A 21,199-nucleotide genomic window follows, 5' to 3' on the forward strand; every position below is an offset into this window, starting at 1 on the left:
TCAAGGAGAACATCATGATTGCCGCCGAAAAGACCTTGCACTGGGCCGTCGATAAATGGCTCGCGCCGACACCTTCTATGCCCGCACGTGTCGTGCAGTTTTGCCATCGCGCATCGCATCAGCGTTTTGTGCGCGTGGAAGCATGGCGCCCGAGCGGGCTGCTGTCGATCTTCTTTTTCCGTCACGACGACGGGTCGTGGAACGTGTTCCCGCCGCAAGCCGAGCGGCCTGCAATGAACGGCCATCGTCGCGCGGCGGTTTGCTAGATGCGCGCTGCCGAAGCGGCTTCCTTGACGATCCACTGACTGAACAGCAGCATCGCCGGTGTCATCGGCCGGGTTTTTAGCGAGGTCAGCCAGTAGCTGCCCGCATGCACTTCCACATCGAATGGACGCACGAGACGCCCCGTATTGATCTCGTGCTCGAACATCAGCGCGGGCGCCAGCGCGATTCCCGCGCCTTGCATCGCCGCTTCCACCATCAACCGTGACGAATCGAATACCGGCCCGCGAATCGGGCGCGGCGCGATGTCGGCTGCGGCGAACCAGTTCATCCAGTCGTCGGCGCGATAGGAGCGCAGCAGCGTTTCGTTCGCGAGGTCGGCGGGTTGCGTGAGACGTGCGGCGATCTCCGCGGTGCAGAGAATGGCGAGCGGCGCATCGAGCAGGCGGGTGGCGAGCGAACCGGGCCAGGTGCCGTCGCCGAAACGGATCGCGAAGTCGAGGCCTTCGGTGGCGAGGTCGACCAGGTTGTTGTGGGTGAGCAGCCGCAGCTCGACAAACGGGTGCGCTTCGCGAAACGACTTCAGGCGCGGCATCAGCCAGCCGACGGCGAACGTGCCGACCACGCCGACTGTCAGCACCTCGTGGAAGTGACCACCTTCGAATTGCTTGAGCACCGCCTCGATGCGATCGAACGCATCGCTCAGAACCGGGCGCAACGCGAGGCCTTCGTCGGTCATCGCGAGGCCGCGCGGCAGACGCTTGAAGAGGGCGGTGCCGAGCCGCTCTTCCAAAGTCCTGACCTGCTGGCTGACGGCCGCCTGGGTCACGTTCAGTTCGAGCGCGGCGCGCGTGAAACTCAAATGCCGCGCGGACGATTCGAATGCGCGCAACGCGTTCAGAGGCAGATACGGTCTCATGATGAACGTATAAGATTTTTTATTGAGTTGGGTAACTTATCATCGTTTGTCGGGGTGAGCGAGAAATTCGAAAGTGGCGGCTCAAGGAGCGGCCATGATCACAAGACGGAAATTCGTAGGGGTGGGCGGAGTGGATCTGAGGAAAGGAGATGTCGTTCGGAGGACGAAGCTGCGTGGGCATCGCAAACGCCATCGCATCAGGTTGACGAAGCGCGCCTTGTACTGCAGAATCTAGCGCGCCCAAGGGCCACGATAAATACCTGACTAGCAGTAGACGGTCGGCTATCCGTGGACTTGGGCATTCTTATTTGTTGTCACCGTCCTACCCCACACTAGCGACGTTCGACTTCGCAGCAATCTGCACCGCCTTCACCACCGGAACCAACGTCCCCCGCACCATCAACTGCACCGTCTTCACCACCAGAATCCCGATCACGACATTCGCCGCGACGAACAGAACCGGCGCGAGCCATTCGATCGGACCGGTCGCGCCTCGTTCGACCATGCGAATCGCCATCGTCGGCAGCGCGGCCACACCGAAGCTGAATGCCCAGTACCCCGGCACGAACGCTTGCTGACGAATCCACGGCAACAAACGCAACAGCATCAGCACCTGATAAAGCCCATAACCGAGCAGCATCATCGCGAACAGATCGGGTGTGCCGCTCGTGAGGCCAAGGTACGTGACGCCCCCCACCACCGGCGGTGCGAGTTGCACGCCGAGGATCGGCCGCAGCGCTTCCGGCAGCGGTTCATGCACGGCGGCGCGATGCAGGATCAGCGATTCGATCGCGAGCCACGACAGCAAACCGGCGCCGAAGAACAAGGCCCCCAGTTGATGAAACCCGAAGGCCGCAGCCGCAGTCCCCGCGACGAAACTCGGCGCGACCGTCGGCAGATAGATGGCCGGCGTGATCAATTCCGGCTGACGTCCACCTTGCCAGAGCCGTCCATGCAAATAAGCGCCGAGCGCGAGTTGCGCCGCCGTCGCCACCCAGAACAGCGCAAGCGCAACGCTATGCGCATACGGCAGCAGCAATTGCGCGGCCAGCAAACTGGAAACCGGCCCGAGCGCCGCGAACGACGATTGCACCGGATGCTGCATTTCCGCGCGCGCGGCGTCCGCGTGCGTGAACCACTTGTGGGCATAAGCAGCCAGAACGACCACCCACACGCCGAGCGCCACGACCGTCAGCACGTCGCCGATACCGGCCGGCAAGTGCCACACCCGAATTGCCACGCGCCACAAGTTCGCGAACGCCAGCGCGCCCACTGCAATGCCGAAGAAAGCGACTGGAATCGAACCACGATTGCTGTTCATCACCGATCCTCCGAAAAGTTGCGACGCGCTCCGCAGTGCGGGTATGGCGCGATCGATGACGTACTGTAAAAGCCGCGGCCCAAACGGAGAACGTGGACGCCGCTCAACAAATCGCGCGATCGTCTCAACGTGATTCAATCGTCTTACGGTATGACGCGCGCTCGCCTTGGCGTAAAATTTCGCTTTCGACACGATGCCTCGCCCATTCATGCCCACGCCAGCGGACAAATCCAACCCGAAGGAAAGCGAAGGCGTCGCCGTCATCGATCGTGCGTGCGCGATTCTGTTCGCGTTCCGTCCCGACGACGCCGCGCTCACGCTTGCCGAACTGGCGGCGCGCACGGGCCTCTACAAGAGCACGCTGCTGCGGCTCGCGGGTTCGCTGATCCAGCACCGTCTGTTGCTGCGTCTCGACGACGGCCGCTATCAACTCGGCTCCGCCACCTTCATGCTCGGCGCGCTGTATCAGCGCAGCCTCAACGTCGGCGATATTCTCGTGCCGCTAATGCGCGAACTCGCGGAAATCAGCGGCGAGAGCGTGTCGTTCTACGTGCGCGACGAAGCGGTGCGCGTATGCCTGCATCGCGTGGATTCGAAGCACGCGGTGCGCTTTCATGTGCGCGAAGGGGATGTGCTGCCGCTGGAAAGCGGCTCGGGCGGTCACGCGTTGCTTGCATTCGGCGGGATGCCCGGCGAGCCGTACGACAAGATTCGTGAGGACTTCTATTGCGTGTCGATCGGCGAACGCGATCGTGAGACGGCGGGGATTTCGATGCCGGTGTTCGGCGTGCGGCAGAGTTTGCGCGGCGTGCTGACGCTGGCGGGTCCGAGTTCGCGAATCGGCCCGGACTTCCTCGAACGCAATCTGGACGCGCTATTCGATTGCGGGTCGCGCGCCACCGATGCGCTCGGCGGCGACTCGCGCGCAATGCGCAATGCGCAGCGGCGCGCGGCGGCGCAAGTTCAGGGCAAGTGACGCTCGGGCTCGCCCGTGTAGCGGTAGTTCATCTGGCGCGGCATCGGCCCTTTGTTGCGCTCCTTGCGTCCGCGCTGTTCCCACGCATGCGACAGAATGCCGACCGCGCGCGACAGGCAGAACACGCCGCGCGCCAGTTCCGGCGCAAAGCCGAGTTCAGCGTAGATCACCGCGGTGGCGCCGTCGATATTCATCGGTACGGGTTTGTTCTTGCGTTCCTTCAGCAGTGCTTCGATCCCGCGTGCAATCGCGGCGTACCGTCCTGCGATAGTGTCCTGCTGCACGTTTTCGTCCACGAGCGCGAGCAGCCGCACCGCGCGCGGATCGACCGGATGAAAGCGGTGCCCAAACCCCGGCAGATACTTGCCATGCTCCGCGGTAAACGCATCGACGCCTTGCTCGACCGCTTGCGCCAACGTCAGGCCGTTTTCGATGCGCGCGGCGATCGAGTCGTAGAGCTCCACCGCTTGCTGGCCGGCACCGCCGTGCACGTCGTCGAGCGCATTGATCGCCGAGGCCATCGCGCCATTTAGCGGCAGCCCGCAACTCGTCGCCATCCGCGAGATCGCGATCGACGGCGCATGCGGCCCGTGATCCACCGAGGCCACTAACGCCGCCTCGAAAAGGCGCGCCTGCGCCGCGTCCGGCAGTTCGCCGCGCAACATCAGCCAGATCATTTGCGGAAAGCTGATATTGCCGATCAATTCCTGAATCGGATAACCGCGCACGTTGATCGAGCCGGGATGGATGTCGATGATCGACGTGCTCCAGTAATCGGCGGCGAGCGTGGCGGCATCGAATGCTTGCGTCATGTTCAGATCACTCCTTCGGCGCGTAGGTGGTCGATTTGCGTGTCGTCGTAACCGAGCGACGCGAGTTGTTCGCGCGTATGCGCCGACAGAACCGGCGCGGGTGTGGCGGGCGCAGTGTCGCCGTCCGACAGACGAAAACCCGCGCGCGTCACGCGTTGGCGATCGATGCTGCGCGCGCTGTCGGCGGCGAATTCACGAATGAACTCACGCGACTCCAGATGCGGATGCGCGAGAATTTCCGGCACCGACATCACGCGCCCCGCGGGTACGCCTGCTTCGAAGCACTTTGCTTCCCAGTTAGTCGCGCTGTCGCGTGCCAACGCGGCTTCGATTTCAGCCTTCAACGCGACGCGGTTCACTTTGCGCGCGTTGCGCTCGGAAAAGCGCGGATCGTCGAGCAGGTCCGCGCGGCCGATCAGATTGCACAAACTCGCGAACTGCTTGTTCTCGTTCGCGGCGATGTTGAGCGGGCCGTCGCCGGTTTTGAATGTGCCCGAAGGCGCGGCGGTGAAGTTCTCGTTGCCCATCGGCGCGGGCGTGACGCCGGCGTTCAGATAGTTCGACACCACCCAGCCCATCGTCGCGAGCGTTGCTTCGAGCATCGACACGTCGAGCATGCGGCCGCGTCCCGTCGCGCGTGCATCGACCAGCGCGGCGCAAATGCCGAACGCGGCCGTCAGTCCGCCCACGGTGTCCGACACCGGATAGCCGACGCGCAACGGCGCGCTGTCGGCGTCGCCAGTCACGCTCATCACGCCGGAGATGCCCTGAATGATCTGGTCGTAAGCAGGGCGTTTCGAGAACTCGCCGTCCATGCCGAAGCCCGAGATCGCGCAATACACGAGCTTCGGATTCACGTCGCGCAGCGCGTCGAAATCGAGACCGAGGCGCGTCATCACGCCGGGGCGAAAGTTTTCGACGAGCACGTCCGCAGTCTTCACGAGATCGCGCAGAATGGCCTTGCCGCGCGGGTCTTTCAGATTGAGCGTGACGGACTGCTTGCCCGCGTTCACCGCGACGAACGAAGCGCCCATGTTGCGCGCCGACGCATCCTTGTCGGCGCCCAGCCGGCGCGCGAGATCGCCGCCTTCCGGATGCTCGACCTTGATCACCTCGGCGCCGAGCAGCGCGAGTTGATACGCGCAAAACGGTCCGGCCAGTACATTCGACAAATCCAGTACCCGCACTCCTGCGAGGGGCAGCGTCATCTTTTCAAACCTCTTGTTCAATGCGAAATTTCGTCGAGATTGCGGTTGTTGGTGCGCGGGCCGAAGATGCCGATCGCTCCCATCACCATCAGCATCGACAGGCTGATCAACGCGAACACGCCCGTCACTTCGAAGTGACGCAGCGCGAACGCGATCATGAAACCGGAGAACATCGCGGACAGACGCGACATCGAGTACACGAAGCCGACCGCGCGAGCGCGCAAGCGGGTCGGAAACAGCTCGGTCTGATACGCGTGATAGCCGACCGAAAGCAGCGTGCCGCACAGCGTGATCAGCACGCCGAGGATCATCAGCATCGCGGGCGAGGTCTGCGTCGCGAACAGGCTGCCGAACACGGCGATGCCGAGCGCGGACAACACGATCAGCGTCTTGCGCTCGATGCGGTCCGCGAACGCCATTCCGAGCAGCGGCCCGAACGGATTCGAGATCGCGATCACGAACGAGTACAGCAGGCTGTGCGTGATCGTCACGCCTTTGGAGACCAGCAGCGTCGGCACCCACGAGGCAAAGCCGTAGAAGCCGATCGACTGGAACAGGTTGAAGACCAGCATCGTGATCGCGCGTTTGCGATACGGCGGCTGCCAGATTTCGCGGAAGGAGGCCTTCGTGGTAGCCGGTTCGATCGTCGGTACGGGTGCGGGCAACGGTTTGCCGTATTGCGCGGCGACTTTCGTTTCGAGCGCGTGCAGCACCTGTTCCGCTTCGGCGGCGCGCCCTTGTTGCGCGAGCCAGCGCGGGCTTTCCGGCACACGCCGGCGAATCGCCCACACCACCAGGGCGCCGAGCGCGCCGATGATTACGACCCAGCGCCAGCCGTCCAGACCGAACGGCGTGAGCGGCACCAGCCACCACGCGAGAAACGCTACCGACGGCACCGCGCTGTACTGCACCAGATGCACGAACGCGAACGCGCGGCCACGCAGATGTTTCGGCACGAGCTCGCTGACGTAGGTGTCGATCGTTACCAGTTCGACGCCCACGCCGATGCCGGCGATCAGCCGCCACAGGTTGATCGCGGGCGCGGTGGTTTGCAGCGCCATGATCAGCGTGGCCGCGGAATACCACAACAGCGACACGGTGAACACGGTTCGCCGGCCGTAGCGGTCCGCCATCCCGGCGAGAAAGAATGTGCCGATGAAGAGCCCCGCAAACGACGCCGCGACGAACGCGCCCAGACCGGACACGCCGAAGAACGACGCGGTGGTCGTCGAATAGAGGCCGCTTTTGACGAGGCCGGGGCCGACGTACGCGGTGAAAAACAGATCGTAAAACTCGAACCAGCCGCCGATCGACAGCAGGAACACCAGCATCCAGACCGCGCGCGTGGCGGGCAGGCGATCGATGCGCGCATTGATGCCGGGCGTGAGCTCCGGCCCTGCGGCGCTTGAATCGGACGACGCGCGCCGCGCGCCGATCGGCAGGCTTGCCATGAAATTCTCCTTCGAGTGTCTCACTCTGGGTCGTTCTGTCTAATAGAACGACGTTCTATTTAATGGGTGTGCCGAGAGTAGTCTGTGCGACCGTCGCAAGGAATCAGGGGTTTTACCTAGAAGAGAGGAAAACGCCGGACGGCCTCGATGGCGAGTCCGGCGCGTCGCTCAATCGTCGAACTGCTCCAGCATCTTGAGCAGCGTGTCGAAAGACAGCGGCTTGCGGGCGTAGGCGATGCGCGGATTCGGCTGCACCGGGATATCGGCGGCCGCGCTGCACAGGATGATCGGGAGCGAGCGCAGATCGGGGTCGGCGAACAGCGCCGCGCACAGTTGCAGGCCGGACATGATCGGCATCATGCAATCCGACACCACGATGTCGGGCCGCGCGTTGCGGATCTGTTCGAGCGCGACCGCGCCGTTCGACGCCGTCAGCACGGCATAGCCGTGCCGCTCCAGCAACAGCCGCCAGACCGTGAGGATGTCGAACTCGTCGTCCACGACCAGAATGGTTTTCATGGGCGGCTACGTCTTTCTTCGCGGAGTCAGTGTGGCCGACAGGCCGTGCTCCGTGACCATGCCTGCGGGATGCGCGGTGGCTTCCATCACGTCGAGCCCTTGCGACGAAATCACGAGTTCGCGCAACGACGTGTCGTGCGCGCTTTCGCGCTGCTTGACCACCGAAATCATGCGCCGCAGGCCGGCATCGGTTTCAGCGTAGCGCAGCAGCACGAGGTTCTCGGTCAACGCGGAGACCCGCACGCTCTTCGCGTGGCCGGGGTCCGCGTAAAGCGGCAGCTCTTCGGTCAGCAGCGTGGTGACGCAGGCTTCGCGCAACTGATGCAGCAGCGCGTTCAGGAATAACCCGAAGCGCTCGGGGCGCAACGCGGAGTCGCGAAAACCCTCCACGCCGTCGATCACGATGCGCGCCGCGCCGGTTTGCTTGACCGTGGCGAGCGCGATTGCCGCGAGTTCGTCGATCGCCAGTTCGACCGCGGGTTGCCACTGGATCATCAGGCGGCCGTCTTCGTACGCGTCGGCGAGTCCGATCGACACGGCCTCGGCTTTGCCGATCAGCCGCTGCGGTCCTTCGTAAAAGCCCAGATAGACGCAGCGTTCGCCACGCGCGATGCCGGCCGCGAGAAATTGCAGGCAGAGCAGGGTTTTGCCGACGCCCGACGGTCCGATCAGCGTGGTCGTGGAGCCTCGTGCGAAACCGCCGCCGAGCAGGTGGTCCAGATGCGGCAGGTTGAAGCCGAGGCGTGTTTTCAGATCCACCGGTCCCGGCTGCGCCGCGCCTTGCGCTTCGAGACGCGGGAACATCAGCAGCCCGCTTTCGGCGATGCGAAAGAAGTGCTTGCCCATCAGATGATTGCGCGCGCGCATCTTGTGCACTTCGATCTCGCGCGCGCGGCGCATGCCGTCGTTGTAGCGGTTCAGCTCGATCAGACCGTCGACGAGCGTGTGCTCGGGATGCGGTTCGTTGCCGGAGAGCGGCGCGAGCAGCAAGGTCGCGCAATCGAGCGCTGCGACCAGCGCATTCAGTTCGTGGATGAACTTCGACAGCGACAATTCGGTTTCGCTGAATTCGCGCGCGCTGCGGAAACCGTCGATGATCATCAGCCGCGGACGATAGTCGTAGATACTCGACGCGATCAGCTTCAGGAAACCGTCGAGGCCGTCCTGCATCAGTTCGTGATAGCCGGACACGAACAGCATTTGCTGCGCGACCGCGCTTTCGTCGAAGAAGCTCAGGCCTTTCAGGTGGCCCAGCAGCTTGTCGTGCGACTCGGCGATCAAGGTCATGTACAACACCTTGTCGCCCTGGCTTACGCGATGAAAGCCGATCTGGCTCGACAGGATCGTCTTGCCCGCGCCTGCCATGCCTTCGAGCAGATAGACGCCGCCGCTGACCAGGCCGCCGCCCAGGATCTCGTCGAAGCCGGGCACGCCAGTTTCCACGTTGGACCGGGAAGACGTCTTGGATTCGTGGATAGTCATGTGGATGTGTCGATCAAAGTGCGGGATGTGAGAGATCGTGCTCGACCGTTCGACAACCCAAACTAACCTGAAGAGCAATCCGCGTTCCCGCTCGAATGCGCGGCCGCGAGTCGGCTCGGAATGAGCGGGATTCTATCCGGTGGCGCGAGGGTTGGCTAACCGCGCGAGGTTGGGCGGCGCGTAGGGCGATTGTCGGAAGGGAAAAGCGGAATGTAATCGACGCATGCCGTTAGCGCGTTTTTGCAATCCGGTGCAATAAAGAGTAGGTGCCAGAGCGCGCGGACCGATTTCCTCAAACCGTCGATGAGAACCGAAATTACCTGGGATGCCCTGGTATTTCCAGGTGAGTGGATTTCGGCGACTTCATCCAGTGCCTGCCGACGCGAATGACGGTCTGGCCGCTTCACCGTATACAATTCGGCAGCGCCAGTTTTCCGCTCAATTCCGACCCGATCCCATTCATGCCGAACCCGTCCCGGGCCTTTCTTCTTGGCCCGCTCCTGAAAGGCGTTTCACGCTCTTTTTATCTCACGCTGCGCGTGCTGCCCGTCGGCATGCGCGATCCGATCGGCCTTGCGTACCTGCTCGCGCGCGCGGCCGATACGATCGCCGATACCTCGCTGATTTCGCCCGAGCAACGTCTCGCGTTGCTGTTGTCGTTGCGCGAGCAGGTCAACGGCGCCGCACACGACAACGCGTTGTTCCAGCGGATGGCCGCCGAAGTCGCGGTACAGCAGGAGCAATCGGATGAAAAGCTATTGCTCGAATCGCTCGGGCCCGCTTTCGAAGTACTCGCGCAACTGAGCGAGTCCGATCGCAACGCGGTGCGCGGCATCGTCACCACGCTGACCGAGGGGATGGAATTCGACCTTCGGACTTTCCCCGACGAACGCTCCGGACAGATCGCCGCGCTGCGCGAGTACAGCGAACTGGATCGCTATACGTATCTGGTGGCGGGTTGCGTCGGCGAATTCTGGACGACGATGACTTACGCGCACATGCCCGGCACGCTGAAGGAGCAACCGGACACGATGCAACGGCGCGGCGTGCGCTTCGGCAAAGCACTGCAACTGACCAACGTGCTGCGCGATTGCGGCAAGGATCTGCGGATCGGCCGTTGCTATCTGCCGCACAGCATGCTCGATCGCTACGGCCTGAGCGCACGAGATCTTCTGTTGCCGGCCAACTCGCAGCGCGCGCGGCCGTTGATGATCGAACTCGTGCGCAACACGCTGGATCACTTTCGCGAGGCGCTCGACTACACGCTGGCGATTCCGGCACTGTCCGTGCGTTTGCGGCTTGCTTGCCTGTGGCCGATCCTGATCGGCCTCGATACGCTGCTGTTGCTGGTGAATAACGACGCATGGCTCGATCCGGCGCAGGTGTCGAAAGTGCGGCGTAACGACGTCTATAAGATCATCGCGTCTTCGCTGCTGCTGGTGCCTTCGAATGCGCTGGTGCGCAGGTCGGTCGAGACACGCATCGCTCAGATCGAAGCGCGGTTCTGAAGCCGGAACGGCCTGATTGCGTGCGGTTTGACGGCGATCAGGGTTCGTACTACCAATCGGGAAACCCCTGGCACCACGCCCCCATGGTTCGCGTTAGTCTGTTCAAAACAGGAGACGAACCATGCGACAAGTGTTCAATATTGCCGTGGTGCTGTTGCTGGGCTATCTGATGGCGGATAGGGCGCTGATGCGCGCGCAGGCCGGCGAGATGGGAACGATAACCTGTCAGAAAGGCGCGGAACTCACCAAATCGCACGCGTTGAGCATAGGTTTCGGCGACAGGGCCGCGAGCAGCCAGGGCGAGAACTTCCTGTCGAGCTGCCTCGTGACGGGTCGCGGACAAGTCGGCGATCTGGTTGCCCGCGACTGACGTTCGTCGCCACTCCTGATCTATAAAAAAAAGCGCCCAGACCGTAACGGTCCGGGCGAAGTCATCGTAAGCCCGATGACGGAGGTATCGAATACGAAAAACTGGCCCGCTATCGGCAATGCTCGATCGCGGGCCAGTTTGTTTTAGGTCATTTCGTTTAGCTAAGGGGCGCGGGTCTCGCCGCCTGTAACGCTTCGTTCCTGACCGCTCAGCTTATGCGCGGTGATGCGCTTAGTGGCCGAAGTACACCGATTGCGGGCCGCTCGCCTGCACCACATGACCCGATTGCGACGCGCCGCTCACCACGCCGCCGTAACCGCTTTGCGCTGCTTGCGCGGTGCCGTTCTGCGCGTCGACGCGTGCCTGGGCGGCTTGAATGTCGGCCGGATAGTTCGGGTCCTGACCGCCCGGGTGATAGCCCGCCTGCTCCAGTTGAATCAGTTCGGCGCGCACTTGAGCGCGAGTCACCGGCTGGTTCGACTGCGCAAACGAAGCGACAGGAGCGGCCAGCGCGGCGGCGATAACAACAGCTTGAATGAGCGATTTCATAATGAACTACCTCCAGTTCGGTCTTTATCGCGCTACGACCAAGTTTGTTCGTAGCCAGTGATTCCATTGTAGTTTTGCGAACTGGCGGGAGTAACCGTGGATTCAGTCAAGGTTTGTTGCTGAATTTGTAATGATTGACGAGGAACCAAACGGAGTGGCGGGGCAAACGGCGTCGAAAACGCCGCTAAGGGTTTCCTAATTATCCGATGGCAAGATCCTTTTCTTCCGGACGCCGGGACTCGAGTCTATTCAGTTCGAGTGGCGAATCTGAAAGAGGAGCAGATATGTCGGTATTGAATAAGGTGAAATCCCTTCAACGTGTAGCCGCGCTGATTGTGCTGCTGACTCTGGCGGCTTGCGACGGCACGGCCGGCGGTCGTAACGACGTGGAAAACTCAATGGCCTCCGCGCTATCGCAGATATCGCCTGCTTCGGTTCTTGCGACCTCGCCGGTCGCGACATCGGGCTCGTTCAAACATCCTGGCGTTCTCGTCACGCGAGACCGTCTCGACGCTGTCAAGGCACAGATTGCCGCGAATAACCCTGTCGTTGCCCATGCATTCGACGCGATGAAAAACAGTGTGTGGGCCGCAAAGACCTACGCAGTTCAGGGACCGCCGGCCGACGGCCGCATCTCGTGCGACACGGCCTCGACCAACGACCACGGCTGCAAGGCCGAACTGCGTGACGCCACTGCGGCTTACACACAGTCGCTCATGTGGTACCTGACCGGCGACCAGACCTACGCCGACAATGCGATTGCAATCATGAATGCTTATTCAAGCAAACTGACGGGTGGACATGGCGGCACCAATGGCCCTTTGCAATCCGCATGGGCTGCGGAAATCTGGCCGGCCGCGGCAGAAATCATTCGCTATACGGCTAGCGGATGGTCGCCCGACGACGCAAAAGCGTTCGCGACAATGCTGACGACCCAGTATTTGCCGTCCATCACTGGAGAGAACGGCGCCGGCAAGAACGGCAACTGGAAGCTGAGCATGATCGACGGGATGTTCGGCATCGCGGTCTTCACCGACGATCGCTCGCTGTTCGATAGCGCGGTAGCCTTGTGGAAGCGCTGGGTGCCGGCTTATTACTACAATGCGGACCTCGACGGAAATGCTCCGGTCACGTTTCCGGGTGGACCGGGCAGTTCGCACGCCGGCGGTTTTTCATGGAATGGGCAGACTGTTTTCAATTCCGCTGTCAGTGGTGTCACACAGGAAACCTGCCGGGATACGCAGCACGTGGGCCTTGCGATAGCCGCAACTTTCAACGCTGCGGAAACCGCGTATATCCAGGGAACGGATCTCTATACGGTGGAGCAGCAGCGGCTGACCACGGCGCTCGAGTTTCTGTCGACGCTATTGCGCGGCGTTCGCAATACGTCGCAGATCGCTTATACCGACGTTCCCGCAGACTTGCTGGGTTCGCTATGCTCGGGATCGAGCGCTCCCAACACCGACAAATTTGTCCCTGTGCTGAAAGGGACGATGGTGAGGGCATACAACGCCTATGCAATCCGCAATAAGGTCGATCTACCCGAGACGAACGCCCACGTAATGGACGACATCATTCCTTTTGCCATTCCCGACGACGGCCACAACGTTCAATGGGAAGTGCTGACGCACGGCGGCTGGGGTGCGACCAACGCGCAATGAGCGTTGGTAAGGTCAGCGATATGGCATCCGAATCAATTTTCATTCGGCCGTTTCAAACCGTCTCCTCGCACATCGACAAACGCTCGTTGACCTGCTCCAGTACGCCGGTCTTTTTCCAGGCCATATAGCGAAGATAACAAGTTTGCTGTGGTGGAAAAGTCGCAGGCAGTCTGTGCCATTTTTCTTTTCTCTGTTGCAGCCAGAGAATCGCATTGAGGATCTCGCGGTCGCTGCGGCGCGGCCGACCGCGGGCCGATTGAACTTCGGGAAAGAGACTCTCAACGCGAGCCCAATCGGCATCTGTAAGTGGGATGGTTACCATCTTCGGCCTTGAGTACTGTGTGGGAGTTGTGACTGTTTATGAGACAGCAATGTTGCCGATACTAGTAAATCTTTTTAAATCGGTCAAACATTCTTGCTGCAATGCGTCGTGGCAAATAATTCCCATTTTTACGTTGCTTTTTTACGCGTGCGATGCTGGGTCGTGAATGGCGTCGTTACGCGACGCTCACTTCGCGTTTCGCGTTAAACCGGCCCACGTGATGCGACGTAACGTCGATCCGCAACGCTACGTAACGCGAGCGAAAAAGCAAACGTTTGGCACTCGTCACGATGGGCATGCCGGTTGACTTCCCATCGCTGAAAACGCCTGCCTGTCGGGCCTCGACGAAAGTTCTCGTCGTGCGAATGCATGAGTAGCGAGTGCGTGGCACGACATGTGCATACGTTAGCGAGGTTAAAAAATTACCGACACCATGCATACGCTCGATCATGAACCAGCGCTCCCGCTTGCAACGACTTTCGACATGCGTTCGACATGCGTCGATTGGGCCGATGGAGCAAACGACTCTCGCGACGATCCCGTGCCGCTGAGCGAACTCGAAGCACGCGTTCGCGACGGCCTGCGTTCGGGCGAATTCCATCTCGTGTTTCAAGGGACGTATCGCGCAAGCGACAGATCGCTCGCGTGCGTTCACGCACACGTTCGCTGGAAGCATCCCGAGTACGGGCTGCTGCTGCCGGGCATTTTCATGATGCCGATCGGGCATCCGGACGTGGCGCTGGAAATGGCGTCGTTCGTCGTCGACGGTGTGTGCCGTGAATTGCACGCGTGTCTGGCCGCGAAGCTGCCGGTGCAGCCGATTGCGATGACGGTGCCGGCGCAAATCGCGATACTCGACTCGTTCGCAAACGAGCTTGCACGTGTGGCGCGCTCGTACGGCGTTGCGGCGAACCTGCTCGAAATCGAAGTGGCCGATAGCGCCGATGCCGCGCGACTGCTGTCGTTGCGCACGCTGACCGCGGGACTGCGCGATGCCGGCGTGAGTCTCTCGCTCGGCAACTGGGGCAACGGCGGGTCGTCGCTCGCGCAGCTCGGCGCGCTCGACGTGGATACCGTCGCGATCGCGCGCGAGTTGATGGCGGCGGTGCCGCGCGACCCGCGTGCGTGCGTCGTGATGACGGCGCTGCTGGATCTGCTGCGTAAGCTCGATGTGCGGGCGATCGCGAGCGGCATCGAAACCGACGCGCAGTTGCAGTGGCTGCGCGCGTGGCCCGAAGTGCTGGCGCAAGGCGCTCTTCTTTCGCGCCCGCAAGCCGGGCTCGCGAATCTGCTCGTGCCGCGCCGCGAGAAATAACGCGTCGGCACGACAGGACGTAATTCGACGTCGTGTCGTGCCGCGTGGCAAACGCGTCATTTGAACACTCGTGCGATTCTCGCAAACAGCCCGTTCCTCGCAATCCACTCGGCGTAGGCGCGATAGTCGGGATCGTTCATCAGATGCCGTTCCTCGGTTTTCGCGCGCAGGAAGTAAAGCAGATTCACGGCGACCAGCGCGGCGCAGTGCATGATCGCGAGCCGCCAGCCCAACGGTTCGACGAACGGCACTGCGACCATCCAGTAAGACAGATTCTTCGCGATGTACGCGGGATGTTTGGTGAAGCGATACGGGCCCGACGTGATGATTCCGCGATTGGTCAGATTCGAAAAGCGCAGACCGAACGAGATCGTGGACAGCGCGTAGCACATCAGCAACGCGATGATCACCGTGCCCCAGATCACGCGAACGATGGGCATCGAGATCAGCCAGTTGTCCCAGAACATCGAGCCTTCGTAGCGGATGTACTGGCTCGAGATCAGCGACCAGAACGGCTGATAACAGATCAGCGCGACCAGCCAGCCGAGCGTGGTCGGTTCCGCGCTGCGCACGTGGCTGTCGAGAATGCGCAGCGTGCACAAATAGCCGACGGTGCCGAACATAAGATCCATCGTGAACGACAGGTCGTACATGAAGCGGAACGTCGACAGCGAAAACGGCGCGTTCAACGCGATGGCCAGCGACGCGCTGAGATGATCCGCGTCGGTCGACAGATACACGATCATCAGCGGCAGGAAGAACGCCTTCACCATCCAGCCCGCGAGCATTTCACGCACGGGCCGCCAGTTGGCCGGCCGTTCGCCGCGAAACAGCAGACGTCCCCAGGTCAGGTAGGCGTCGTCGACTTCGCGCTGATGCATGTCCATCCACACGAAGTAGAACGGCGCCGCGACGATCAGGTACGGCGCGAGCGTGCTGATCAACGACCAGAACGGGTTGTAGAACGCGCCGTGATATTCGGGCAGCAGCCAGTAGAGCAAACCGATTCCCGCATACACGGAGGCCAGCGCGGCGAGCCGCACGGCGACCCGCGCGATGCTCAGCGGCCGCACGGCGCGGCTCGCGAGTCCGGCGCTCGGACGCAGATAGACGCGCGCGACGAAGAGCTCGTACGCGGCGATCGTCGCGATGATCGCGAGGCAGGCGGCGGTGCTGCGCGCCGCGCCGTCCAGTGTCGTGCTGTCGCGCAGCAGCCAGAGAGTCAGCAGTCCCGCGACGATGCCGAGCAGGCCGATCGAAAATGGCGTCGCCGAACGTGGCCGTGGGTCGTGGACTTGCGCGACGCTAGGGAAAGTGGAGTTCATGTCAGCCTCGTAGTCGTGACATTGAAGGCGGCCGGGCTGTTGATTTTTTGAGGCCCGGCCGCTGCGTTGATGCAGTGCTTCCTCTTGCTGCATGGGCTGCCGGTCAGCCGCCTGATCTGCGGCTCGATCGGCGCGGCTCGATCAGCGGTTATTTGCCGGCCGCGGCGCCCGTCACACCGCCGAGCAATCCGCCGACGAGATTCGTCACCGGTGCAAGCGGGTTCTTGGCGTTCGAGCCGCTGCCGGCCGTGCCGCCGGTCAACCCACCGGTCAAGCCGCTGATGAGACCGGTGACCGGGTTGCCGGCCGTCGAGCCTTGGCCTGCCGCGCCGCTCACCACGCTCGTCAGGCCGCCTGTCAGCGAGCCGACCAGGTTGGTGACCGGTGCGAGCGGGCCGCTCGAGCCGGACGTTCCGCCCAGTGAGCCCACTTTGCCGAGCAGACCGGTGATCGGCGTCAACAGATTGCCGATGCCGGCTGCGCCGCCCGTGCCGCCGGAACCCCCCAGGCTGCCGAGATTGCCGATGAGTCCGGTCAACGGCGGAATGGAGACGCCGCCGCTACCCGTACCGCCGAGTCCACCCAATCCGCCGAGCGGTCCGAGCAAGCCCGTGATCGGTGCAAGCGGGTTGGTCGTGGCGCCGGTGAGAAGCCCGCCGGTGCTGGTGACGGTCTTGCCCAACTGGCTGACCACGCCGCCGAGGTCCTGGCCCACCTGATCGCCGGTCGCGCCCGACAGCTTCACGCCGGCCGCGTCGATGCCGTTGCCGAGCTTGCTGAGCAATGAGTTGAGCGGCGCGCCGAGGCCGGTCACGTTGCCGACCGTCTGCGTCGTGTTCGAAACCGTGGTGGTGATCGGGTTGATCGCCGAACTGATCTGCGTTTCGATTTGCTGAACCGGCGCGCTCGTGAGCACGGTGTTCAATCCCGAGCCGAGCGAGACGACGCCTTTGCCCACGCCGTCGACGACGCCGCCGACCGCGGACGTCACCGGCGCGAGGGGAGCCAGCGGTCCGCTGCCGAGACTCGTCACGACGCCGCCGACCGCGGAAACCGCCGAGCCGGCATTCGTGACGACGCCCGACGTGGAGGTGAGCGTCGGTCCGAGCGGATTCGCCGACGTGCCCAGCGTGCCGAGGCCCGCCGCCGCGCCGTTGCCGAGCACCTTGACGCCGTTGCCGAGATCGGTGATCGCGGCGCCGAGGCTGGTGGTCGTCGCGCTGTTGACGCCCGGTACCGATGTGCCGCCGATTTTGCTGCCCGTGTCGGCGACTGTTGTGCCGACCGCGGTGATGAGGTTGCTGGCATTCGTGACGACGTTGCCGATCGGGGTGGAGGAGGTGCCCGAAGTGCCCGAAGTGCCTGAAGTGCCTGAAGTGCCTGAAGTGCCTGAAGTGCCTGAAGTGCCTGAAGTGCCTGAAGTGCCCGAAGTGCCCGAAGTGCCCGAAGTGCCCGAAGTGCCTGAGGTGCCCGAAGTGCCCGAAGTGCCTGAGGTGCCCGAAGTGCCCGAAGTGCCCGAAGTGCCCGAAGTGCCCGAAGTGCCCGAAGTGCCCGAAGTGCCCGAGGTGCCCGAGGTGCCCGAGGTGCCCGAGGTGCCCGAGGTGCCCGAGGTGCCCGAGGTGCCCGAGGTGCCCGAGGTGCCCGAGGTGCCCGAAGTGCCCGAAGTGCCCGAAGTGCCCGAGGTGCCCGAGGTGCCCGAGGTGCCCGAAGTGCCCGAAGTACCCGAAGTACCCGAAGTACCTGAGGTGCCCGAAGTCCCCGATCCCGATGTTCCGCCGAGTCCGCCGCTCCCCACCGGAGTGGTGGGGAGGTGCACTGTCGATCCGCAACCGTAGAGCGCAAGCAAAGTAGACGTCGCAACAGCGATGGCTGTCCGACTGGCGAATTTGTTCATGATGTCCCCGTCAAGAGTGGCTATTGGTGGGTCCATCTTTGCAAGTTGCGCGCCAATGATAGAAAGGGCGAGAATCAGGAAATTCGATAAATAAAATTTCTTATAATTTTAAATATAAACAACATATATCGACAAAATAACGTTTTGTTAGATGCGCCTGTTCCGTGTTCCGTCGGCGTGCTACGTAACGCCCAACGCGCACGTAACGGCCGCACCGCGAAAACAGGAACAGGTAGGGAGACGGCATGAGTCAATGCCGATTGAAACGCCAGTCGGCCAAACCGGCCCACGCGAACGCGCGACCCTTCGCTGCAAAAGCCGCCGCGCAACGCTGCAGACGACTCCTCCAGCCTTCATCATCGATTGAATATCAAAACGCGGCGCTATAAATAGCCAGCGCGTCCGCCTCGCTCACAGGCCGGGGATTGTTCACGAGCAGCCGCGTTTGAAGCATTGCATCGCTCGCCATTCGCGCGAGACCGTCGCGTTCGATGCCCACCTCGCGCAGCCGCGCCGGAATACCGGTGGCAGCGATCATCTGTTCGAGCCGTTCGATCAGCGCTTGCGTGCGGCTTTCCGCGCTGCCCGTCACGCCCGGGACGATCACCTCCGCGAGTTCCGCATACAGATGCGCGGCGGCCTCGGCGTTAAAGCGCAACACGTGCGGCAGCACGAGCGCGTTCGACAGACCGTGCGGCACGTGATAAATGCCGCCGATCGGATAAGCGAGCGCATGCACAGCCGCGACCGGCGAATTGGCGAAGGCCTGGCCGGCAAACGTCGCGCCGAGCAGCATCGCTTCTCGCGCCGCGCGGTTCTGCCCATCTTCGCAGGCGGGCAGCAGATTGCGCGACAGCAGTTCGAGCGCTTTGACCGCGAGCATGTCGGACACCGGATTCTTCAGATGCGCGGACGTGTACGCTTCGATCGCATGCACCATCGCGTCGACGCCGGTCGCGGCCGTCGCGGCCACGGGCAGTCCGAGCGTGAGTTCCGCGTCGAGAATCGCCAGATCGGCGATCAGTTGCGGCGCGACTACGCCCATCTTCTTCGCTTCGCCCACCGTCACGATCGACACCGCCGTGACTTCCGAGCCGGTGCCCGCAGTGGTCGGGATCTGCACGAGCGGCAAGCGCGAAACGGCGACCTTGTTCACGCCGTACATCTCGCTGAGCGCCTGCTCCTGTTGCGGCGCGAGCACGGCCAGCAACTTCGCGACATCCATCGACGAACCGCCGCCCAATCCCAGCACGATTTCCGCGCCGGCTTCACGTGCTCGCGCCGTCGCTTCCAGCACGATATGTTCAGGCGGATCGGCGATCACGTCGTCGATCACGGTGGCGTTCCAGCCGTGCGCCGCGAGATCGGCGAGCGCCGGTTCCAGCAGACCGCTTCTGTGCAGAAAGCCGTCCGTGACCACGCACACGCGCTCGAGTGCCGGAAACTGCGCACGCAGCAACGCGCCGATGCGCCGTGCCGCGCCGAATTCGACAATCAGCGTCGGCACGGTTTGAAAACGGAATGCATTGATCATGCTGTGTCTCCTGGCACCATGTGACTCGTGACTTCGCGCCGGTCGAGCAGCGGAATGATCGTGCCCAAGCCGAGTCGTTGGAAATGCTCGGTCTCGCGATGCACGGCGAGACCGTCGGCCGCGCTGTATTGCTCGAGAATCACGAAGTGATCCGGATCGTGTGGCGAACGGAAGAAGTCGTAGGACAGGTTCTTCGGCTCAGTGCGGGTTGTCGCGGCGAGTTCTGTGAGGTGCTTGACGATCGTGTCGCCGTTGCCGGGTTTGGCGAAATAATGCGCGATTACCTGCAGATAAGCATTGGCCATCAGTTACTCCAATGGGATGGGGATGTCAGCGTTTCAACGCCCTTGTTGCAGACGAAATCCGGGGTGGCGATCGGCGGCAGGGAATCGACAAAACAAATGACATTGTCGATGCCAATAGTCTTTGGCGCCACTGTTTTTCCGTATCTCTGAAAATCTCGGGCCAGGTAGCGGTGAGCGTTGAATAGCATTGGGTGGACGGGCGCACAGATTCCCCCTATTGGGACGGCGTGAACGACTGCAATGTTAATGAAATGGTACGGATACCTAATTTAAAGAAAATGGATTGCTGCACAGTTTGATGCAAATGGCATCAACGATTAATAATTATGAATTTTGAATATTTTTCGCAAAGCTATCCAAACTAATAAAGTTATCCTAATTTTTCTTGGTAATGGTTATCGTTTACGTTAGATTGGCGCTTTATTATTAGGATAACGGAGTAAATTCATGGCCGAGATGGTCGTCCAGCGAGAGACTTCAACAGCAAGGCCGATCACGGCTCACGACGCTGCAGACGCGCGTCCACCCGCTTCGCGGCACGTGCATACGCTCGACTGGAAGAAGGGCTCGCTGCTCGATGCGTTGATCGACAACCGGCCGATGCTCGTCAATCTGGCACGCAGCTTCGTGGGTTGTGGAAGTCTCGCGGAAGATGTGGTGCACGACGTCTTCATCAAGCTGCTCGACTTTCCCGATCAGGGCGCGGTGCGGCAACCGGTTGCATACGTGACGCGAATGGTGCGCAACGCGTCGATCGATGCGTTTCGCCGCCAAAGTCTCGAAAAAACCTATTACGTCGACGAAGACGACGGCCTGCATGTGCCCTCGCCGGAACCTTCGCCGGAAGCTGCGCTGCTTGTGCGCGACACGCTGCGCCACGTCTACAACGCACTCGATCAACTGCCGCCGCGCAGCCGCGCCGCTTTCGAAATGGTGCGTCTGCGCGACGAAACGTTGCAAAGCACGGCGCGCGCACTCGACGTGTCGCAAACGTTGGTCCATTTCATGGTGCGCGATGCCGAAAAGCATTGCGTCGATTGCCTCGACGCCTGCGATCGCGGCGTGGCCGGCCCCGCATTTCACAGCGGCCGTGCGCGGCAGCGGTAAAAAAGAGCGACCGTCAAACGTCACATGAATAGAAGCGGTGCGCGAGTGGCATGTCGGCGCCGCCGAGCCGGGACATGCCAGCGACTGTCCGGCGCTTCCCGACCTTTTATCGACTGAGCCTTTCATCATGACGCAAGTACAGCAGACCTCCAGCACAACAGCCGGCGACGCGGACGACCTCGTCTACACCGTCGTCATCAACGACGAAGAGCAGTACTCGATCTGGCCGACGTTCCGTGACGTGCCGGGCGGCTGGCGCGAAGTCGGCGTGCGCGGCCCTAAAGCCGAATGCCTCGCACACATCGAGACCGTGTGGACCGATATGCGCCCAGCCAGCTTGCGCCACCACATGGATGCGGCGGCCTGACGCGCTGCGCAGTGCAATCCGGCGGGCCTGGG

The 21,199-nt window shown here is 62.2% G+C and carries 21 protein-coding genes; 8 read left to right on the top strand and 13 right to left on the bottom strand.

Annotated features, from left to right (window positions below; all coding sequences use genetic code 11):
* Positions 1 to 14 precede the first annotated feature (14 nt).
* Positions 15 to 266, top strand: a complete 252-nt coding sequence (locus PQQ51_RS11980) for a hypothetical protein (RefSeq protein ID WP_408496995.1) — start codon at positions 15 to 17, stop codon at positions 264 to 266.
* On the opposite strand, the gene PQQ51_RS11985 is transcribed toward PQQ51_RS11980, so the two are convergent.
* Both PQQ51_RS11985 and tehA read right to left on the bottom strand, forming a co-directional pair.
* Complete coding sequence (locus tag PQQ51_RS11985) at positions 263 to 1,141, bottom strand: LysR family transcriptional regulator (protein ID WP_408496996.1); 879 nt, start codon at positions 1,139 to 1,141, stop codon at positions 263 to 265. The two genes, PQQ51_RS11980 and PQQ51_RS11985, sit on opposite strands and share 4 nt — an antisense overlap.
* Positions 1,142 to 1,463: 322 nt before the next feature.
* Positions 1,464 to 2,462 carry a dicarboxylate transporter/tellurite-resistance protein TehA gene (gene tehA, locus PQQ51_RS11990; RefSeq protein WP_408496997.1) on the bottom strand — a complete coding sequence of 333 codons (999 nt, stop codon included), beginning with the start codon at positions 2,460 to 2,462 and terminating at the stop codon, positions 1,464 to 1,466.
* A gap of 208 nt (positions 2,463 to 2,670) precedes the next feature.
* On the opposite strand from tehA, the gene PQQ51_RS11995 reads away from it, so the two are divergent.
* Positions 2,671 to 3,438 carry an IclR family transcriptional regulator gene (locus tag PQQ51_RS11995; RefSeq protein ID WP_408496998.1) on the top strand — a complete coding sequence of 256 codons (768 nt, stop codon included), beginning with the start codon at positions 2,671 to 2,673 and terminating at the stop codon, positions 3,436 to 3,438.
* On the opposite strand, the gene PQQ51_RS12000 is transcribed toward PQQ51_RS11995, so the two are convergent.
* The 5 genes from PQQ51_RS12000 to PQQ51_RS12020 form a co-directional block, all read right to left on the bottom strand.
* Positions 3,426 to 4,250: a citryl-CoA lyase gene (locus PQQ51_RS12000; protein ID WP_408496999.1), complete on the bottom strand. Its 825-nt coding sequence runs from the start codon at positions 4,248 to 4,250 to the stop codon at positions 3,426 to 3,428. The two genes, PQQ51_RS11995 and PQQ51_RS12000, sit on opposite strands and share 13 nt — an antisense overlap.
* A 2-nt stretch (positions 4,251 to 4,252) precedes the next feature.
* Entirely contained in the window at positions 4,253 to 5,458 is a 1,206-nt protein-coding gene (locus PQQ51_RS12005; RefSeq protein ID WP_408497000.1) for a CaiB/BaiF CoA transferase family protein, read from the bottom strand.
* Positions 5,459 to 5,475: 17 nt separating this feature from the next.
* Positions 5,476 to 6,909: an MFS transporter gene (locus PQQ51_RS12010; RefSeq protein WP_408497001.1), complete on the bottom strand. Its 1,434-nt coding sequence runs from the start codon at positions 6,907 to 6,909 to the stop codon at positions 5,476 to 5,478.
* A 168-nt stretch (positions 6,910 to 7,077) separates the two neighbouring features.
* A complete protein-coding gene (locus PQQ51_RS12015; protein ID WP_408497002.1) occupies positions 7,078 to 7,428 on the bottom strand; it encodes a response regulator in 351 nt (116 codons plus the stop codon).
* A 6-nt stretch (positions 7,429 to 7,434) separates the two neighbouring features.
* Positions 7,435 to 8,910 (bottom strand): ATPase domain-containing protein, encoded by a 1,476-nt coding sequence (locus tag PQQ51_RS12020; protein WP_408497003.1) that lies wholly within the window; start codon positions 8,908 to 8,910, stop codon positions 7,435 to 7,437.
* A 461-nt stretch (positions 8,911 to 9,371) separates the two neighbouring features.
* Between PQQ51_RS12020 and PQQ51_RS12025 the strand changes: the two genes are divergently transcribed.
* Together PQQ51_RS12025 and PQQ51_RS12030 are read left to right on the top strand one after the other, a co-directional pair.
* A complete protein-coding gene (locus tag PQQ51_RS12025; RefSeq protein ID WP_408497004.1) occupies positions 9,372 to 10,418 on the top strand; it encodes a phytoene/squalene synthase family protein in 1,047 nt (348 codons plus the stop codon).
* A 121-nt stretch (positions 10,419 to 10,539) separates the two neighbouring features.
* Positions 10,540 to 10,788, top strand: a complete 249-nt coding sequence (locus PQQ51_RS12030; protein WP_408497005.1) for a hypothetical protein — start codon at positions 10,540 to 10,542, stop codon at positions 10,786 to 10,788.
* 231 nt (positions 10,789 to 11,019) lie between these two features.
* Here the strand turns inward: PQQ51_RS12030 and PQQ51_RS12035 are convergent, their stop codons facing one another.
* The gene (locus PQQ51_RS12035) at positions 11,020 to 11,337 is read right to left on the bottom strand and encodes a DUF4148 domain-containing protein (RefSeq protein ID WP_408497006.1); all 318 of its coding nucleotides are present in this window, start codon (positions 11,335 to 11,337) and stop codon (positions 11,020 to 11,022) included.
* 284 nt (positions 11,338 to 11,621) lie between these two features.
* Here PQQ51_RS12035 and PQQ51_RS12040 point away from each other — a divergent pair, with 284 nt between their 5' ends.
* A complete protein-coding gene (locus tag PQQ51_RS12040) occupies positions 11,622 to 12,998 on the top strand; it encodes an alginate lyase family protein (RefSeq protein ID WP_408497007.1) in 1,377 nt (458 codons plus the stop codon).
* Positions 12,999 to 13,050: 52 nt separating this feature from the next.
* Here the strand turns inward: PQQ51_RS12040 and PQQ51_RS12045 are convergent, their stop codons facing one another.
* Positions 13,051 to 13,320 carry a transposase gene (locus PQQ51_RS12045; RefSeq protein WP_408497008.1) on the bottom strand — a complete coding sequence of 90 codons (270 nt, stop codon included), beginning with the start codon at positions 13,318 to 13,320 and terminating at the stop codon, positions 13,051 to 13,053.
* 484 nt (positions 13,321 to 13,804) lie between these two features.
* Here PQQ51_RS12045 and PQQ51_RS12050 point away from each other — a divergent pair, with 484 nt between their 5' ends.
* Positions 13,805 to 14,635, top strand: a complete 831-nt coding sequence (locus PQQ51_RS12050) for an EAL domain-containing protein (RefSeq protein WP_408497009.1) — start codon at positions 13,805 to 13,807, stop codon at positions 14,633 to 14,635.
* 56 nt (positions 14,636 to 14,691) lie between these two features.
* On the opposite strand, the gene PQQ51_RS12055 is transcribed toward PQQ51_RS12050, so the two are convergent.
* From PQQ51_RS12055 to PQQ51_RS12070, 4 genes are all read right to left on the bottom strand, one after another.
* Positions 14,692 to 15,960 (bottom strand): isoprenylcysteine carboxylmethyltransferase family protein, encoded by a 1,269-nt coding sequence (locus tag PQQ51_RS12055; protein WP_408497010.1) that lies wholly within the window; start codon positions 15,958 to 15,960, stop codon positions 14,692 to 14,694.
* A 148-nt stretch (positions 15,961 to 16,108) separates the two neighbouring features.
* Complete coding sequence (locus tag PQQ51_RS12060; RefSeq protein ID WP_408497011.1) at positions 16,109 to 17,854, bottom strand: collagen-like triple helix repeat-containing protein; 1,746 nt, start codon at positions 17,852 to 17,854, stop codon at positions 16,109 to 16,111.
* Positions 17,855 to 18,224: 370 nt separating this feature from the next.
* Entirely contained in the window at positions 18,225 to 19,385 is a 1,161-nt protein-coding gene (locus tag PQQ51_RS12065) for an iron-containing alcohol dehydrogenase (protein ID WP_408497111.1), read from the bottom strand.
* Positions 19,385 to 19,693, bottom strand: coding sequence for a putative quinol monooxygenase (locus tag PQQ51_RS12070; protein ID WP_408497012.1), 309 nt, complete (start codon positions 19,691 to 19,693; stop codon positions 19,385 to 19,387). The genes PQQ51_RS12065 and PQQ51_RS12070 overlap by 1 nt, the downstream gene beginning before the upstream one ends.
* A gap of 447 nt (positions 19,694 to 20,140) precedes the next feature.
* On the opposite strand from PQQ51_RS12070, the gene PQQ51_RS12075 reads away from it, so the two are divergent.
* Both PQQ51_RS12075 and PQQ51_RS12080 read left to right on the top strand, forming a co-directional pair.
* On the top strand, positions 20,141 to 20,800 hold the full coding sequence (locus PQQ51_RS12075) for an RNA polymerase factor sigma-70 (protein ID WP_408497013.1): 660 nt from the start codon (positions 20,141 to 20,143) through the stop codon (positions 20,798 to 20,800).
* A gap of 127 nt (positions 20,801 to 20,927) precedes the next feature.
* A complete protein-coding gene (locus tag PQQ51_RS12080) occupies positions 20,928 to 21,167 on the top strand; it encodes an MbtH family protein (RefSeq protein WP_408497014.1) in 240 nt (79 codons plus the stop codon).
* The last annotated feature ends 32 nt before the right edge of the window (positions 21,168 to 21,199 follow it).

It is taken from the genome of Paraburkholderia xenovorans, assembly GCF_046030735.1.
GTDB classification, from domain to species: domain Bacteria; phylum Pseudomonadota; class Gammaproteobacteria; order Burkholderiales; family Burkholderiaceae; genus Paraburkholderia; species Paraburkholderia xenovorans_A.